The following is a 16,319-nucleotide window of genomic DNA, read 5'->3' on the forward strand; positions in this document are numbered from 1 at the left end:
ACGTAGCGTAAAGGGACGGTTATCTCCCGGAAAAAAAGTAATAAAAGGGTGTAAATCAGTAACGGCAGGCTTACCGTTCTGCAGGAAGGGGTATCACACGCGGAAAATACAATGCAGGATATAGGGCTGTACTTTACTGCTGTAGGGTGGCGCATGGCCCACCGGGTGTATGGTTGCCAGCGACACTACCTTGGCAGCGGGCAGCTGCACGTAGCTGACAGGGACTTCCGCCACCGGCATCTGCAAAAAATGCAGGGCCTGAGCGGTCACTTTCTGGTCTTTCTCCAGTTTGACCGTTTTATGTTCGTCCTTGCAGCATTTTTTAGGGCATCCCTTGCTCAGGTCTGTTTCGCAATGACTGCATTTTTTATTGTCCCCATGCCACAGCGTTACTTCCACCAGCTTGCCCATGCAGTAGTGCATGTGGAACGTGGCGCCCGTGGAGGAGCCAACGTACAGCAGTAGTAACAGGAGTGTGAGGACTTTCTTCATATGTGAGCAAAAGTAACCGGAAGGAGCGGTATGGTTGTTATATAATTTTAGGTTTTTTTATATTTTTTTATGGTGATATCTGTACTGCTTCCTGTTCGCGGGCTTTTTTGTACCTTGTAACCATATCGCATGTACAATGGATGCTAAATCGGATATTCTGGACTATCTCAATGCTCATTTTCCTTCCCTGGACAATGCTTTGAAAGCTCACCTGTCGGAGATCGGGGCCTTGCAGGAAGTGCCTGCCGGCACGGTGCTCATGCAGCAGGGCCAATATATCAAATACACGGTGCTGGTGCTGGAAGGCAGGATCAAATTATACCGGGAGGGAGAAGATATAGGCGAATTTTTTATGTATTACCTCGAACCGGGCGATGCCTGTGCCATTTCCATGGTATGCGTGGCTTCCGGTAAAGCCAGTGAGGTGATGGCCAAAGCCGTAGAAGATTCCGTGGTACTGATGATACCCGTGCGATATATGGAGGCGCTGATGAAAGACTACAAAAGCTGGTACCAGTTCGTGATCGAGTCTTACCGCCGCCGCTTCGAAGAGGTGCTGAACGTACTGGACAGCACGGTATTTAAAAACATGGACGAGCGTCTTTTATCCTATATCCGTTCCCAGGCCACCAAACTGGGCACACAGGAGCTCAAATTAACCCACCAGGAGATCGCTGCCGACCTCAACTCGTCCAGGGAAGTCGTTTCCCGCCTGCTTAAAAAAATGGAACAGAAAGGTTTTGTCAAACTCAACAGGAATTCTATAGAAGTACTGCCTGTGTAACCTAAGTCACAGAGTTTGCTTTGAAGCGTTCGTACTTTTGTATGAACAGTAAAGCAAATGTGTAACAAATGGAAATTATAGGTTATATCGCAGCGGCATTGATAGGTATATCACTGGGTCTCATCGGTGGTGGCGGGTCTGTGCTGACGCTGCCGGTACTGGTGTACCTTTTTGGTATTACGCCGGCGGCAGCCACGTCCTACTCACTCTTTATCGTGGGCTCTACCAGCCTGGTAGGCGCGGTGGGCAGCTACCGGAAGAAGAAGGTGAATGTGCCGGTGGCGTTGTTATTTGGTGTACCGTCCATTGCGGCGGTATGGCTCACAAGACATTTTGTAATGCCGGCTATTCCGGCGACATTATTTAGCATCGGCGATTTTGTGGTCACCCGTGAGCTGGGCGTCATGTTATTGTTCGCGGGGCTCATGCTCCTGGCGTCTTTTTCCATGATACGGGGGAAAGCGGTGGTAACAGAGAACCCTTCACCAATGGACATGGCCGGCAAAGTGCGGCTGGCGCTCTATGGCACGCTGATCGGCCTGGTGACAGGCCTGCTGGGCGCCGGAGGTGGTTTTCTGATTATTCCGGCGCTGATCATGATGGCAGGCCTGCCCATGAAAACGGCGGTCGGCACCTCCCTGATGATCATGGCCATGAGCACCCTGATCGGCTTTATGGGCGATACCGGCCATGCAGCCATCAACTGGACGCTGTTGCTGACGCTGACGGGTATCGCGGTGGCTGGGGTGCTGGCAGGCGGACTGCTTTCCCGGAGGATACCGGGCGAGCGGCTGAAACAAGGCTTCGGCTGGTTTGTACTGGCCATGGGCGTTTACATCATCCTGCTGGAAACATTATTGAAATAAACATGCTCTTCTGTAACAATTGTCACCGTAATCGTGACAGTATTGCTACAACTTTGTAAAATAAACACATACTAGATGACAATCCTTGAATTTTTACAACAGCCCTGGCCCTGGTACATAGCAGGCCCGTTGATCGGTTTGACGGTGCCGGTACTGCTGCTGGTGGGCAACAAATCTTTTGGTATCAGTTCATCCCTGCGGCATATCTGTGCTGCCTGTGTGCCGGCTAAAGTGCCTTTCTTTCATTACGACTGGAAGAAGGAGGCATGGAACCTCTTTTTCGTAGGGGGTATCCTGTTAGGTGGCATCATCGCGGGCGCGGTGCTGGCTAATCCGGCGCCGGTGGCGGTGAACCCTCAACTCGTGACAGACCTCGCGCCATATGGTATTACGGACTTTCATTCGCTGGTGCCCGGCCAACTGTTCAACTGGCCCGCGCTGTTGTCTGTCCGTGGCCTGGTGATGATGGTCGGTGGCGGTTTCCTGGTGGGCTTCGGCACCCGTTATGCCGGCGGCTGTACCAGCGGTCACGCTATCATGGGCCTCTCTACTTTGCAGTGGCCATCGCTGGTGGCGACTATCTGTTTTATGATCGGCGGTTTTGTGATGGCTAATCTGATACTGCCTTTTATTCTTTCATTGTAATGCTGACTTTTTTATGAATACATGGTTTAGTCAATTAAAATATTTGGTGATCGGTACGTTGTTCGGGATCATTTTTGTAAAGGCGGAAGTCATCAGCTGGTTCCGCATACAGGAGATGTTCCGGCTGCAGTCTTTTCACATGTACGGCGTCATTGGCTCTGCCGTGATGGTGGGCATGTTGTCCGTATGGTTAATCAAAAAATTCAATATCAAAACACTGGACGGGGAAACGGTCGTGTTTCATCCGAAGAAGTTCAACAAGGGTCAGATCTATGGCGGATTGTTGTTTGGTCTGGGATGGGCCATAACTGGCGCGTGTCCTGGCCCGCTGTTCGCCCAGATCGGTGTAGGCGCTACCGTAGTCGCTGTTACTTTACTGAGTGCCATCGCCGGCACATGGGTGTATGGCCGTTTTCGTGATCAATTACCTCATTAAAAATATTTAGTTATGGAGATCAGACAATTCGAAGATAAGGGGCTGTCACACTATGCTTATGCTGTGTACAGTGAACAGGCAGGAGAAGTAATACTGATAGACCCTGCCCGTGACATAACCCCCTATGTGGAATATGCAGCGTCGAAGAACGCAAAAATCACCGGGGTGATAGAAACACATCCGCATGCGGATTTTGTCAGCAGCCACCTGGAATTGCACCAGACCACCGGCGCCACTATCTATTGCTCGGCCCTGGTGGGTGCTGCTTATCCGCATACCGCTTTTGATGAAGGGAACATTTTGCAAACAGGCGAGCTGACTTTCAGGGCGCTGAATACGCCCGGTCATTCGCCGGACAGTATCAGCATTGTGCTGGAGGAAGAAGGGGCTGTAAAAGCCGTGTTTACCGGCGATACATTGTTCATCGGTGACTGCGGCCGTCCGGACCTGCGTGAGAAAGCGGGCAACCTGACCGCCACCCGTGCCGACCTGGCCCGGCAGATGTACCATTCCCTGCGGGAGAAACTGATGACACTGCCGGACGATACCCACGTGTATCCTGCCCATGGCGCCGGTACGTTGTGCGGGAAGTCGCTGAGCGCTGCCAACCGCAGTACCATCGGTGCAGAGAAACTGACCAACTGGAGCCTGCAGGATTATACGGAAGATGCTTTTGTGGCGGAGCTGTTGTCACAGCAGCCCTATATCCCGAAATATTTCCCGTATGATGTGGACATCAACCGGAAAGGGGCGCCAGCCCTCGTGCCATCATTGGAGAAAGTACCCATGCCGGCTTCCATTGAAGCATTGCAAAAAGGCGTGTTGCTCGTAGATACCCGTCCGGCTGCGGCTTTCAAACAAAGCCATCTGCCGCACGCGATCAACCTCCAGCTGAACGGCAAGTTTGAAACGTGGCTGGGCAGCGTGGTGGTGCCGGGCGAACCATTTTACCTGCTGGCGGCAGATGCGCGGCAGTTGCAGGAAGCTGTTCGCAGGGCCGCCAGCATCGGCTATGAAAGCATGATACGCGGGGCTATAGTTTATACCGGCGGCAACGAAACAATGAAGCCGGTACCGCTGGACCAGCTGCGCGCACATCCGGAAAATTTCACCATCGTGGATGTAAGGATGGATAACGAAGTGCAGGCAGGCGCCTTGCTGCCGGGGTCCATCGCCATTCCGCTGGACCAGTTACGGGAACGGATAAACGAAATACCTGTCGGCAAGCCTGTCGTAGTACATTGCGCCGGCGGTTACCGCAGCGCTGCGGGCAGCAGCATCGTGGCTGACGCCCTGGATGGGCAGGTGCCCGTCTATGACCTCGGAGAGGACATCAAAACGTTTTAAGTGAACGAATATAAATCCATCAGCGGCCCGGTTCTCCGGGCCGCTTTTTTTGGGCGTCCGCTACTTTTACAGATTTATATCAGAATTATACAAGGAAAGCAAACCAACGGAGGCTTACTTTTGTAATCAATCAATTTTAACACCATGAAAGCGATCATAGTAAAAGAGGCCGGTGGTATCGATAAGCTGATACACACAACATTACCGGTACCGGAGATAAAAGAAGGAGAAGTACTGGTAGCGGTAAAGGCCATCAGCATCAACCCGGTAGATGTGAAAACCCGCGCGGGGAAAGGTCAGTTCAGTAAACTGGTGGCAGAAGGCCCCATTATCCTGGGCTGGGATATCTCCGGCATCGTCACGGCTTCCCGTTCTTCATTATTCAAGGAAGGAGATGAAGTATTTGGAATGGTCAACTTCCCCGGTCATGGTAAAGCCTATGCGGAATATGTGGCCGCGCCCGCAGATCAGCTGGCGCATAAGCCTGCCGGCATCTCCCATGAGGAGGCTGCTGCGGCCACACTGGCTGCGCTGACAGCCCTGCAGGCACTTAACAGCACGCAGATCAATCCCAGCGATAAAGTACTGATACACGCCGCAGCCGGCGGTGTTGGCCATTATGCGGTACAACTGGCTAAAGAAGCCGGCGCGTATGTGATTGGCACTGCCTCTGCGGCCAACCGCGATTTTGTACTGGGCCTCGGCGCAGATGAACACTTCGACTACAAGTCCGGCGCATTTGAAGACCACTATCATGATCTGGACCTCGTACTGGACGCTATGGGCGGCGAATATATTGACCGGTCGCTGAAAGTGCTGCGGCCGCAAGGCACTATCATCAGCCTGCCCAGCGGTCTGCGGGAAACGGTGGAGGAAAAAGCCACTGCACAGGGCAAAAAAGGGTATTTCATTACGGTCGCTTCCAGCGGAAAAGATATGCGCCGGCTGGCCGATCTATTGGAATGCGGAAGGCTTAAATCCCATGTGTCCGCAGTATTTAATTTTGAAGATATGGCAAAAGCACATCAGCAGATTGAAAGCAACAGCACCCGCGGTAAAGTGGTGGTGGCGCTGTAACTCAGATCTGATGGTGGCCCGGCAGGATCATCAGTTTCGGGATACGCACATGCTCAGGCTGTTGCAAAATAAATTTCACGGTGCCCACGATATCGTCTACCGTAAGCGGCTCATGAATGCCCATGCTTTCTTTGGGATGCACGGCCCAGTCTTTGTGCAGTTCTGTCATCACCAGCCCCGGCTCTATGCACGATATCTTGAGCGGCGTGCCTGCCAGCTCCAGCCGCAGGGCTTCCGACAGCGCTTCCATGGCGAATTTGGTGGCAGCATAGGCGCCGGCCGTAGGCCGCACTTTCGTGCCCATCACGCTCGACAGGTTGATCACATGTCCGAAGCCCTGCGCTTTGAAGCGTTTCAGCACAAGATAAGTCAGCCGGAAAGTGGCTTCTACGTTCAGCCTGATCATAGCAGACATCTTATCGATGTCGATGCTTTCAATAGGGCCGGTTTCAATACTGCCGGCACAGTTAAAGAGATGATCACACCGGCCGTAAGTATCAAAAACAGTATGCACTACCTGTTCCTGGAAAGCACTGTCAGTGAGGTCTCCGGCCATCACCACTACGTTGCCGGCGTCCATCGCCGTTAATCGCTCCTGCCGGCGGGCGGTTATCACTACAATATGGCCCTCTGCCGCCAGGGCGCGGGCTATTGCCTGGCCAATGCCACTGCTGGCACCGGTAACGAGGCTGATTTTAGGCTGTTGACTGTTTGTCATCGTATTGAAATAGGTTTCCCAAAATAGTCATTTATGACGGTATCTCCCCTTGTAATTGTCGTGTTGACACCGCCTTAGGTTGCACCGGTCTTTGTATGTTTGTAGTGACATAAATTATGTATGATGGCTACAAAATTCAAAACCACCGATGAATACCTGGCCACTGTGCCGGAAACAAGCCTGCAAAAGGCGCGTGAAATCCGTGAGATCATCCGCAAAGCAGTACCTAAAGCTACAGAGGTGATCAGCTACAATATCCCGGCATTTAAGCTCAATAAGGTGCTGGTATGGTTCGCCGCTTATAAAAGCCATGTGGGCTTTTATCCCGGAGGCACTGCTATCAACGTTTTCCAGGACGATCTTACCGGCTATAAGACCTCCAAAGGCGCTATTCAGTTTCCGTTGGACGAGCCGCTGCCGGTATCGCTGATCAACAAGATCATAAAGTACCGGATAAAAGACCTGGCGGAGTAATATTTTTTATCAGGCCTTCGGCCGATGACTGTGTTTTACGCTTTTCGTTTTTGCGTAAACGTTAGATGAGATAAAAAGGCTTCCTGCCTTTTAACGAACGCGTTGCGTCGATTCCCGTTCAATCAGCTTCCCCGGTAACACCACTTCTTCCGCAATGAAATTTTTTTTCCGGATGTGGTTCAGCAGCAACTGGCAACTTACCCTGCCAATCTCAAAGGCCGGTTCTGCGATAGTGCTGAGAGAAGGGGAGATGATGGCCGATACGGGGTCATTGGTGAAGCCGATGACACCCACTTCTTTCCCCGGAAGGATATTCTTTTCTTTCATGGCCAGCATGGCGCCGACGGCCTTCCGGTCGTTGACCGCAAAAATAGCGTCCGGCTTTGAGCGTAGCTGCCATAGCTGCTGGAAGTCCTGGTACCCGCTGTCCTGCGAGAAGCCGGAGTGGATGATCCAGGAATCCTGTACCGGCAGTTTATGTTTGCGCAACGCGTCCAGGTAGCCCCGTTGCCGGTTGCCGGTGAAGGTAAGTCCCTGCGGGCCGGCAATATGTGCAATGCGGCGGTACCCTTTGGCGATCAGGTGCTCCGTTGCTTCAAAGGCGCCATTGTAATCGTCCTGCATCACCTTACTGGTACTAACATGTTCGGCTACACGATCAAAGAACACGACGGGCACGCCGTCGTCGATGATTTCCTGGAAATGGCTGCAGGCGTCGGCCTGCGATGATACAGACACCAGCATACCGTCGAGGCTGCTGAAAGACAGGCTGCGGATAATATTCAGCTCGCGTTCCGCATCGTCGTTGGTGACATGCAGGATGAGGTTATAACCGTGGCGATAGGCCACTTCCTGTATACCGGTAAATACCGTGGAGAAGTAGTAGTTGGTAATGCCTGGCAACAGCACCGCCAGGTTATGGGAACTGTTTTTTACCAGGCCGGTGGCATTGAAATTAGGCCGGTAATGCAGTTCTGCCGCCTTGTCCAGTACCAGCTGCCGGGTCTCTGCATTCACATCATAAGTGTCCCGCAAGGCCCTGGAAACGGTTGATACGGAGATGTTCAACGCCCGGGCAATATCTTTTATCGTAGCATAGTGTCGGCGCATATGCCCGAATATAAGAAATCACCGGTGTTTTCGGTAACGTTACCGGTGAATTTCCGTCAAAACGTTTTAATGCGGTGTATTTTAGACCCTGTTTCAGCCATGAAACCAACCAGGAATCACTCATTAAAATTCGCGCGTATGAAGAGCTGTAATTACCACCGACTGTTACTGTACCTATGCTTGTATTTTCTTCTTATACTGCCATGCCGGCTGATGGCGCAAACTTCTCCTGTTAAGGGCACTGTCAGGGACGCTGTGTCCAAAACACCGCTTCCCGGTGTTACCATCACGGTGAAGGGCACTACCCAGGGCGTCACCACCAGCGCTACAGGCACCTATTCGCTTTCTGTGCCTGCCAATGCCACATTGATATTTTCTTTTGTGGGGTACGCCCGCCAGGAGATACCGGTAAACGGCAAAGCGGCTATCGATGTGGCGCTCAGCGAAAGTTCCTCCAGCCTCAGCGAGGTGGTGGTAACGGCCCTGGGCATCGAACGGAAAACACGCTCGCTGGGATATGCCACGCAGCAACTGGGCACTGAGAGCATCAATGCTGTCAAAGACCCGGGCGCCAATATCATGAACACGCTCAATGGCAAAGTGGCCGGCGCGGTGGTGACACCGGCCGCCTCCGGTCCCGGCGGCGCGGTGAGAGTGGTGCTTCGCGGTAACCGCTCCATCAGCGGCAATAACAATGCGCTGATCGTAGTAGACGGCGTGCCTATCGATAATACGATGAGCACCGAAACCGGTGGCAAAGGGTCTGCCAATGCGGTGTCTACCCAGGTGAAAAGTCCTGCCAGCGGTTATTCCGGCAGCGACGGCGCAGCAAGCATCAACCCGCAGGACGTGGAGTCGATCAACGTGCTCAAAGGCCCGGCAGCTGCTGCGCTTTATGGCAGCCGCGCTGCCAACGGGGCCCTTATCATCACCACTAAAAGCGGAAAAAGCGGCAAACTGGCCATGCATTATAACGGAGGCGTGTCTGTTGACCAACCCAACCTGCTCATGAAATTCCAGAACACCTACGGTCGTGGCAACGGCGGCCAGTACGGCGCCCGCTCCGGCGGCAGCTGGGGCGCTCCGGCACAGACCTACGCGAACAATGTACGCGGGTTCTTTAACACCGGCACGGCTGTCAATAATGCCGTGGATGTTTCCGGAGGCACGGACAAAATACGGGGATATGCTTCCTACGCCAATAACGCCATCAGCGGTATCTATCCTAAAAACACGCTGCAACGTAATACGCTTAACCTCCGCGTGAATGCGGAAGTGCTGCCCCGCCTCACGACAGACGTGAAGCTGACCTACGTCAGCCAGGACATCAAAAATAAGCCACGTGTGGGCGACCAGGGCGTGGCCAATGAAGCCTACATCATGCCGCGCGACCTCAGCCCCGATTCGCTGAAACGCTACGAAGGCTTCGATGCTACCGGCAAACCATACCCTGTGTACTGGACCAACTCCTCTGCCTTCCAGAACCCTTACTGGGACGTATATCGCAACAGCCTTAATGAATCGCGCAACCGTATCATGCTGATGGGACTTGTAAAGTACCAGCTGCGCAACTGGCTCAGCGTACAGGGAAGATATAGCCTTGACCGTTATGACGACAAGATCACCGCTTCCTATTATGATGGCACGGTGGCCTTTCCCGTGCAACCGGGCGGCCGTTATCTCGAAGGATATGTGAACCACTGGGAACGTAACATGGACCTCCTGTTGTCCGGCAACAATACCATCTCCAACAGTTTTCATCTCAGCTACAACGTGGGCGGCAGCGTGCTTACCAGCCGGGGCTACAATACACAATCGCTGGCCAATGGCCTGAGCATTCCCAATCAGTTCAACCTGAATTTTGCTTCGGCGCCGGCTTTCTCCAATACTACCATCAGAAAAGAGATACAATCTGTTTATGGCAATGCCCAGCTGGATTTTAAACAGTACCTCTACCTCGACGTCAGCGCGCGTAATGACTGGTCGTCCACGCTGCCCAGCCCTTACAGCTACTTTTACCCTTCCGTGGGACTGTCCGCAGTGCTGTCTGATATGATCAAAATGCCTTCCTGGGTATCTTTCGGAAAGGTACGTGCATCCTATACGCAGGTGGGCAACGACGCCGATCCGTACCTGCTGCTGCAGACATATGACTACGCCATGGGCGCGGGCAACGGCTTTGTGTCCAGAAACGTCACCAAATCCATCAGGGACCTGAAACCTGAACAAACCAAGTCCTACGAAGCAGGCCTGGAAGCGCGTTTCTTTGACGGCCGCCTCGGTGTGGACGCAACAGTCTATAAGAACAATACCATCAACCAGCTGATTTATATCGGCCTGCCGCAGGCCAGCGGATTTACCAATCAGTACATCAATGCCGGTAATATCGAAAACAGAGGCATAGAAGTGATGGTAACGGCGACGCCTGTACGTAAAAGTAATTTCAGCTGGAATACCACGCTGAACTATGCGACCAACAAAAACAAAGTATTGTCGTTGGCGCCGGGCATAGACCAGGCCAACCTGTCGCCCTCTATTGTCTTCGGCAGCCTGCTGATTTCGCCGGGCGGTTCTTATGGCGATATCTACGGTTATACCTGGAGCCGCGACCCGAAAACCGGTCAGCGTATGGTGAATGCCAACGGCTTGCCGGTGGTGACGGCCAACCAGAAACTGGGCAATTTCAATCCTGACTTCACCCTGGGCTGGAATAACCAGTTACAGTATAAAAACCTCTCCCTGTCTTTCCTGATAGACGGCAGGGTGGGAGGCGTGCTGGTTTCCGGCACAGACGCTATCCTGGCTGCTTACGGCGTGGCAGACTATACCACCCGTTTCCGCGATGGCGGGCTGATACTGCCGGGCGTCCTGCCTGACGGCTCACAGAACAATATCGCCATTAAAGCAGAAGACCTCTGGACGACGGTGTCGCAAGGTGGCCGCAACGCTTACGGCGAGTTCTTTACCTACAGCGCCACCAACTTCCGTTTGCGGGAACTGTCGGTCGCCTATGATTTTAAGCTGAACAACAAGGTGCTAAAGGCTGCGAAAGTATCGCTCACCGGCCGCAACCTCTTCTACCTGTACAGGGGAAAATCGTTGCTGGACATACCGGGCATCGGTAAACGAAAACTGCCTGTTGATCCGGAAATGGCCAATGGCGCCAGCAACTTCCAGGGCATAGAGGCCGGTCTGCTGCCCGCTGTCCGCAGTTTTGGCCTGAATGTAAACCTGTCTTTTTAGCCGCTAAAACCAACTGCCATGAAAAAACAATTCCGATATATACTTCCGCTGGTAATGGCTGCTGTACTGAACGGCTGCACGAAAAATTTTGATGACCTGAACACCAATCCCGGCGCTATCACCGATGCCGGCCTGCGGGAAATACCATTTATGTTTTCCAAAGCCCAGTCTTCTGCGGCCATCAACCAGGGCTATTACCAGACAACGCAGAACCTGTACGCCGATCTGTACGCACAATACTTTGCGCTGAATACCACCAGCTTTCAGACCGACCGTTACCAGATCAACGATGCGTGGCTGCCACGGCCGGGCATTGTCACTTATGTACAGACCGTACCACAGTTGTTTACCATTTTTGAGAAGACAGACAAGTCTTCCGGTGAATATGCCCTGGCAGAAATTATGTGGGTGTACGCTTTTCATCATATGACGGATTACTTCGGCCCGGTACCGTATTTCGATGCCGGCAAAGCACAGGACGTGATTGCCTATGATGCGCAGGACAAGATTTATGACGATTTTTTCAAGCGGCTGGACCATGCCGTAAAGAACCTGCAACAGGCCGGCGCCGCTAATGTGTTCGGCACCTATGATCTTTTTTATAGTGGCGATGTTCAGCAGTGGATACGTTTCGCCAATACCTTACGCCTAAGGCTGGCGCTGCGAATTTCCGGCGTGTTGCCCGACCGTGCCAAACAGGAGGCGGAAGCAGCAGTGGCCGCGGGGGTGATGACGGACATCACGCACACGGCTAAACTGAAACGTTCCCTCAACGGCAGCGATGGCAACGGCCTGGCAAGGATAGCATCCTATAATGAGTTCAGTATGAGCTCCACCATGCTGTCTTATCTCAAAGGGTATAACGATCCCCGTTTGGGCAAAATGTACCAGCCTTCTATAGCAGGCGGCACATTCAGAGGAGTGCGCAACGGTTCACCGGCCGTAGCGCTAAACAATCCGCTGAACCAGGCGGCACAAACATCCAACGCGGGCACCTATTGGGTCACCTGGAACGGCAGCTCATGGCTGCCGGCGCTGGAGGCTTCGCAGACCATTCTGTACGCCGCAGAAGCCTATTTCTTGCGGGCGGAAGGCGCCATGAACGGCTGGAACATGGGCGGTACCGCACAGGCGTTGTATGAAAAAGGAATCGAGACCAGCCTGCAGCAGTGGGGCGTTACCGACGGCGCTGTCATTAACGCCTATACGCAATCTGCCGCCGTACCGGTGGCGCCGGGAGATGTAGCCAATTCACCTGCCGTTGCTGACATACCGGTGAAGTTCGGCGCCAGCGCCGGCGTGCAACGCCAGCAGATAGGCACCCAGAAGTGGATCGCTGTCTATCCCGACGGCCTGGAAGGCTGGGCGGAATTCCGCCGCAGCGGTTATCCTAAAATGTACCCGGTATTACAGTCAGAGAATGCTGACCTGCCTGCCGGGACTTTCATCAAACGGTTGCCTTACCCTTCCGCAGAGGCCACTACCAATGCGGCTGAACTGAAAAAGGGCGTGCAGCTGCTGGGTGGGCCTGACAATGCCGCCACGCGCTTGTGGTGGGACGTGGAATAGTTTATCTTATAGTAAAATTATTGGATGTTGAATACGATAGTGCAGTTTTTCATGGTAGTGACTTCGTTTTTTCCGGCCATAGGGCAGCCGTTGCCCAAAGTGCTTCCCGCTGAGCGGGAAGATATTGCCGGCAGGCAGCTGAAGCTGGCGGCTGCCGCTGCTTTCCAGCGGCATACCACACTGCCGCGGACAACTGAAGAGTGGACCACCTGGCGGCAGCAGCTGCGCGAAAAAATTGTCCGTGAAACAGGAATGCAGGAAGACCATGTGCTGCCGCTCGATGTAAAGGAGACAGGGCGCATACAACAACAGGGGTACAGCATCCGTAATATCTCATTTCAAACCCGGCCCGGTGTATACGCTACCGCCAATCTGTATATGCCGGACGGACCGGGGCCTTTTCCGGCCGTGATCAACATGCACGGCCACTGGCCCGGCGCCCGTACCGGCGATATGGTACAGGCCACCGCCCATGAACTGGCCGGCCACGGCTATATCTGCCTGAACATAGACGCATGGGGCGCAGGAGAGAGGACCACCACGCCCGGCGTGGCAGAATACCACGGCGCCAGCCTCGGCGCTTCGCTGATGAATGCCGGTGCTACCCTGATGGGCATGCAGTTGACCGATAACATGCGGGGAGTAGACCTGCTGTGCAGCCTGCCGCAAGCTGACAAAAAACGTATAGGCGCCACCGGTGCCAGCGGCGGGGGGAATCAAACCATGTGGCTAACGGCCATGGATGAACGAATTAAAGCGGCGGTGCCGGTCGTCAGCGTAGGCACCTTTGAAGCGTATATCCTTAACAGTAACTGTGTATGTGAGCTGCTGCCCTCGGGGCTGACCTTTACCGAAGAAGCCGGTATCCTCGCCATGGCAGCGCCACGGGCCCTGAAAGTATGCAATGCGGAAAAAGACGCCAGCAAATCCTTTTATCCTTCGGAGATGCTGCGTAGCTATAAAGCGGCCATACCATTGTTTCAGCTGCTGAAAGCCGGCGACAGGCTGCAATACCAGCTCTTTGATACCACCCACGGCTACTGGCCGGAAATACGCAGCACCATGCTGGGCTGGTTTGATCAGCACCTGAAAGGTACCGGCAATGGCGGGCCCGTACCCTTGCCTGCCACGGTTTTATTACCCGCTGCGCAGCTGCTTACCTTCCCTTCGTTGCAGCGTGACAGTAACGTGATGAGCACCGCCGCCTGGTGCCGTCAGGCTGGCAGCGAATGGCGCGCCAATATGCTGGGCCATGACCGCCTGGACGTAAAAGAAAAAAGGGCCGCGCTGAAAGCCGTATTGAAGGAGCAGCAACTGCAACTGAAGACAATACATCCGTTTTCTCCGGAACAGGGGTGGGACCGGCTGGCACTGGAAACAACGGACGGTGAACTGCTGCCGTTGCTGCACCGTAAGCCGCGCAAAAGAGAAAACGGCTACGTGATACTCACGCACAGCGGTGGAAAAGACAGCATTCCTTCAGACCGTATCGATGAGCTGCTGGCGCACGGCTACGGCGTAGTGCTGGCAGACCTGTGGGGCACCGGTGAACAAAGCTCCGAAACAGCCAATAAGATTGACGGTAGCCTGCCCCGCTTTCATACGCTGGCACGCAGCGCGCTTTGGCTGGGACATACGCTGCAAGGCAAATGGGTCAGCGACCTGCGGCTGTTGACCGGCTTTCTCCGCAGCCATTACGGCGTAAAACGCATTACACTGGAAGGTTACCGGGAAACAGCCATGGCCGGCCTTTTCCTCGCTGCGCTGGAACCTGGTGCCAGCAAAGTGGTGCTGCATAACAGCCCGATCAGTTATCAGTTTGCTGGCAGGCAGGGCGTCGATTACTTCAACATGAGCATTCACCTGCCAGGCTTCCTGCCCTGGGGAGACGTATCCCTGGCCGCCGCGCTCACCGGCCGCGAAATAGAACTGATAGCGCCGGTAGACATGTCCGGTAACCCGGTCAACGGGCTGCCGCTCAAATTTTACCGCGATGAGTTCCAGGAAATGCGGAAACGCTGCCGCCAGCGCGGACAACTGATCGTCCGCACAGCAGCCGCCAATTTTAACATCGAAAAATAATATGCATATGAAAAATAACCGCAGGGATTTTCTCAAACTGGCCAGCCTCGCCGGTATCGGCCTCACCGGCAGCGCCGTGCTGCCGGGCATCGGAACAGCCCATGCCGCCGGTATGCCGGACAACCTGCTGCAACTGGCGCAACAAGCCCGTAAGCAACGCTTTAATATGAGCGGCTACGCCGCCCCAAAAATCGATACGGTCCGCATCGGCTACGTAGGCCTTGGCAACAGAGGCTCGGCCGCGGTGGAACGTATCACCTGGCTCCAGAATATTGAAGTGAAAGCCCTCTGCGATATCCGCCCGGAAAAAATAGCAGAAACAAAAAAAAGAATCGCCAACAGCGGCTATCACCCCCACGAATACACGGGATCTGCCGATGCCTGGAAAAAGATGTGCGAACGCAATGATATCGACCTCATATACATCGCCACGCCGTGGGAACTGCATACGCCCATTGCGGTATACGCCATGGAACAGGGCAAACACGTGGCCACGGAAATACCCGCCGCCACTTCGCTGGAAGAATGCTGGCGGCTGGTGGAAACATCGGAACGTACCCGCAAACACTGTGTGATGCTGGAAAACTGCTGTTACGATTTCTTTGAGCTGCTTACGCTCAACATGGCTCGCCAGGGCTTCTTCGGAGAAATCATCCACTGCGAAGGCGCCTATATCCACGATATCTTCGAAAGCATGTTTGATAAAACCAAACGGTATAACAACTGGCGCCTCCGCGAAAACGCCAAACATAACGGTAACCTGTATCCCACACATGGACTGGGACCGGTATGCCAGGTGCTGAACATCAATCGCGGCGATAGTATGGAATACCTCGTATCTGTTTCGTCCAATGATTTTATGATGCACCCCTATGCGGTATCACTGGCGGAAAAAGACGATTTCTATAAACAATTCGCCAATGCGCATTTCAGGGGTAACATGAACGTATCTACGATCCGCACCCGCAAAGGCAAAACCATTATGGTGCAACACGATGTTACCTCTCCGCGGCCTTATTCCCGTATCCACCTGGTCAGCGGCACCAAAGCCACCGCGCAGAAATACCCGTTGCCCGCCCGCATCGCCACCAGCCACGAAGGATGGCTCAGCGATGCTGATTTTAAAAAACTGGAAGAGCAATATATGCCGGCCATCGTGCGGAAAGTAGGGGACATGGCCAAACAGGTGGGCGGCCATGGCGGTATGGACTTCATGATGGACTGGCGCCTGATCGATTGCCTGCGTAACGGCCTCCCCATGGACATGGACGTATACGATGCCGCTACCTGGAGCGCCATATGGCCGCTCAGTGAATGGTCCGTCGGACATCGCTCCAATTCCATTGATGTGCCTGACTTTACAGGCGGGTCATGGAAAAACAACCAGCCGGTGGACATCTCCCTGGCACAGGGCGGCACCACCGGTGTGGTCAACAAAAGGCAGGCATCTCCCGAAAACAAACAATAAAAGGCTTG

Annotated in this window: 14 protein-coding genes; 11 read left to right on the forward strand and 3 right to left on the reverse strand. The window is 53.8% G+C overall.

The genetic code is table 11. The annotated features are described in order from the left end of the window. Positions 1 to 93 precede the first annotated feature (93 nt). Entirely contained in the window at positions 94 to 492 is a 399-nt protein-coding gene (locus tag HGH92_RS31740; RefSeq protein ID WP_168874870.1) for an HYC_CC_PP family protein, read from the reverse strand. Between the two features lie 136 nt (positions 493 to 628). On the opposite strand from HGH92_RS31740, the gene HGH92_RS31745 reads away from it, so the two are divergent. The 6 genes from HGH92_RS31745 to HGH92_RS31770 all read left to right on the forward strand — a co-directional run bounded on the left by HGH92_RS31745 (position 629) and on the right by HGH92_RS31770 (position 5,647). Continuing rightward, complete coding sequence (locus tag HGH92_RS31745; protein ID WP_168874871.1) at positions 629 to 1,276, forward strand: Crp/Fnr family transcriptional regulator; 648 nt, start codon at positions 629 to 631, stop codon at positions 1,274 to 1,276. Between the two features lie 68 nt (positions 1,277 to 1,344). After that, a complete protein-coding gene (locus tag HGH92_RS31750) occupies positions 1,345 to 2,142 on the forward strand; it encodes a sulfite exporter TauE/SafE family protein (protein WP_168874872.1) in 798 nt (265 codons plus the stop codon). A 75-nt stretch (positions 2,143 to 2,217) separates the two neighbouring features. Further along, on the forward strand, positions 2,218 to 2,787 hold the full coding sequence (locus HGH92_RS31755; protein WP_211092804.1) for a YeeE/YedE family protein: 570 nt from the start codon (positions 2,218 to 2,220) through the stop codon (positions 2,785 to 2,787). A 13-nt stretch (positions 2,788 to 2,800) separates the two neighbouring features. Next, positions 2,801 to 3,223: a DUF6691 family protein gene (locus tag HGH92_RS31760; RefSeq protein WP_168874873.1), complete on the forward strand. Its 423-nt coding sequence runs from the start codon at positions 2,801 to 2,803 to the stop codon at positions 3,221 to 3,223. Between the two features lie 12 nt (positions 3,224 to 3,235). After that, on the forward strand, positions 3,236 to 4,570 hold the full coding sequence (locus HGH92_RS31765) for an MBL fold metallo-hydrolase (protein WP_168874874.1): 1,335 nt from the start codon (positions 3,236 to 3,238) through the stop codon (positions 4,568 to 4,570). A gap of 144 nt (positions 4,571 to 4,714) precedes the next feature. Then, positions 4,715 to 5,647 carry an NADP-dependent oxidoreductase gene (locus tag HGH92_RS31770; RefSeq protein ID WP_168874875.1) on the forward strand — a complete coding sequence of 311 codons (933 nt, stop codon included), beginning with the start codon at positions 4,715 to 4,717 and terminating at the stop codon, positions 5,645 to 5,647. Position 5,648: 1 nt separating this feature from the next. Here HGH92_RS31770 and HGH92_RS31775 read toward each other — a convergent pair whose 3' ends face one another. Then, entirely contained in the window at positions 5,649 to 6,365 is a 717-nt protein-coding gene (locus tag HGH92_RS31775) for an SDR family oxidoreductase (protein WP_168874876.1), read from the reverse strand. 120 nt (positions 6,366 to 6,485) lie between these two features. Here HGH92_RS31775 and HGH92_RS31780 point away from each other — a divergent pair, with 120 nt between their 5' ends. Continuing rightward, the gene (locus HGH92_RS31780) at positions 6,486 to 6,839 is read left to right on the forward strand and encodes an iron chaperone (RefSeq protein WP_211092805.1); all 354 of its coding nucleotides are present in this window, start codon (positions 6,486 to 6,488) and stop codon (positions 6,837 to 6,839) included. A 90-nt stretch (positions 6,840 to 6,929) separates the two neighbouring features. Here HGH92_RS31780 and HGH92_RS31785 read toward each other — a convergent pair whose 3' ends face one another. Next, on the reverse strand, positions 6,930 to 7,949 hold the full coding sequence (locus tag HGH92_RS31785) for a LacI family DNA-binding transcriptional regulator (protein ID WP_168874877.1): 1,020 nt from the start codon (positions 7,947 to 7,949) through the stop codon (positions 6,930 to 6,932). Positions 7,950 to 8,162: 213 nt separating this feature from the next. Between HGH92_RS31785 and HGH92_RS31790 the strand changes: the two genes are divergently transcribed. The 4 genes from HGH92_RS31790 to HGH92_RS31805 are packed head-to-tail and all read left to right on the forward strand — an operon-like array spanning position 8,163 to position 16,311. Next, positions 8,163 to 11,192 (forward strand): SusC/RagA family TonB-linked outer membrane protein, encoded by a 3,030-nt coding sequence (locus tag HGH92_RS31790; RefSeq protein WP_211092806.1) that lies wholly within the window; start codon positions 8,163 to 8,165, stop codon positions 11,190 to 11,192. A gap of 18 nt (positions 11,193 to 11,210) precedes the next feature. Then, the gene (locus HGH92_RS31795) at positions 11,211 to 12,761 is read left to right on the forward strand and encodes a SusD/RagB family nutrient-binding outer membrane lipoprotein (protein WP_168874879.1); all 1,551 of its coding nucleotides are present in this window, start codon (positions 11,211 to 11,213) and stop codon (positions 12,759 to 12,761) included. 24 nt (positions 12,762 to 12,785) lie between these two features. Further along, positions 12,786 to 14,843, forward strand: a complete 2,058-nt coding sequence (locus HGH92_RS31800) for an alpha/beta hydrolase family protein (protein ID WP_168874880.1) — start codon at positions 12,786 to 12,788, stop codon at positions 14,841 to 14,843. Between the two features lie 7 nt (positions 14,844 to 14,850). Next, complete coding sequence (locus tag HGH92_RS31805; RefSeq protein WP_168874881.1) at positions 14,851 to 16,311, forward strand: Gfo/Idh/MocA family oxidoreductase; 1,461 nt, start codon at positions 14,851 to 14,853, stop codon at positions 16,309 to 16,311. The last annotated feature ends 8 nt before the right edge of the window (positions 16,312 to 16,319 follow it).

This window comes from Chitinophaga varians (assembly GCF_012641275.1).
GTDB lineage: Bacteria > Bacteroidota > Bacteroidia > Chitinophagales > Chitinophagaceae > Chitinophaga > Chitinophaga varians_A.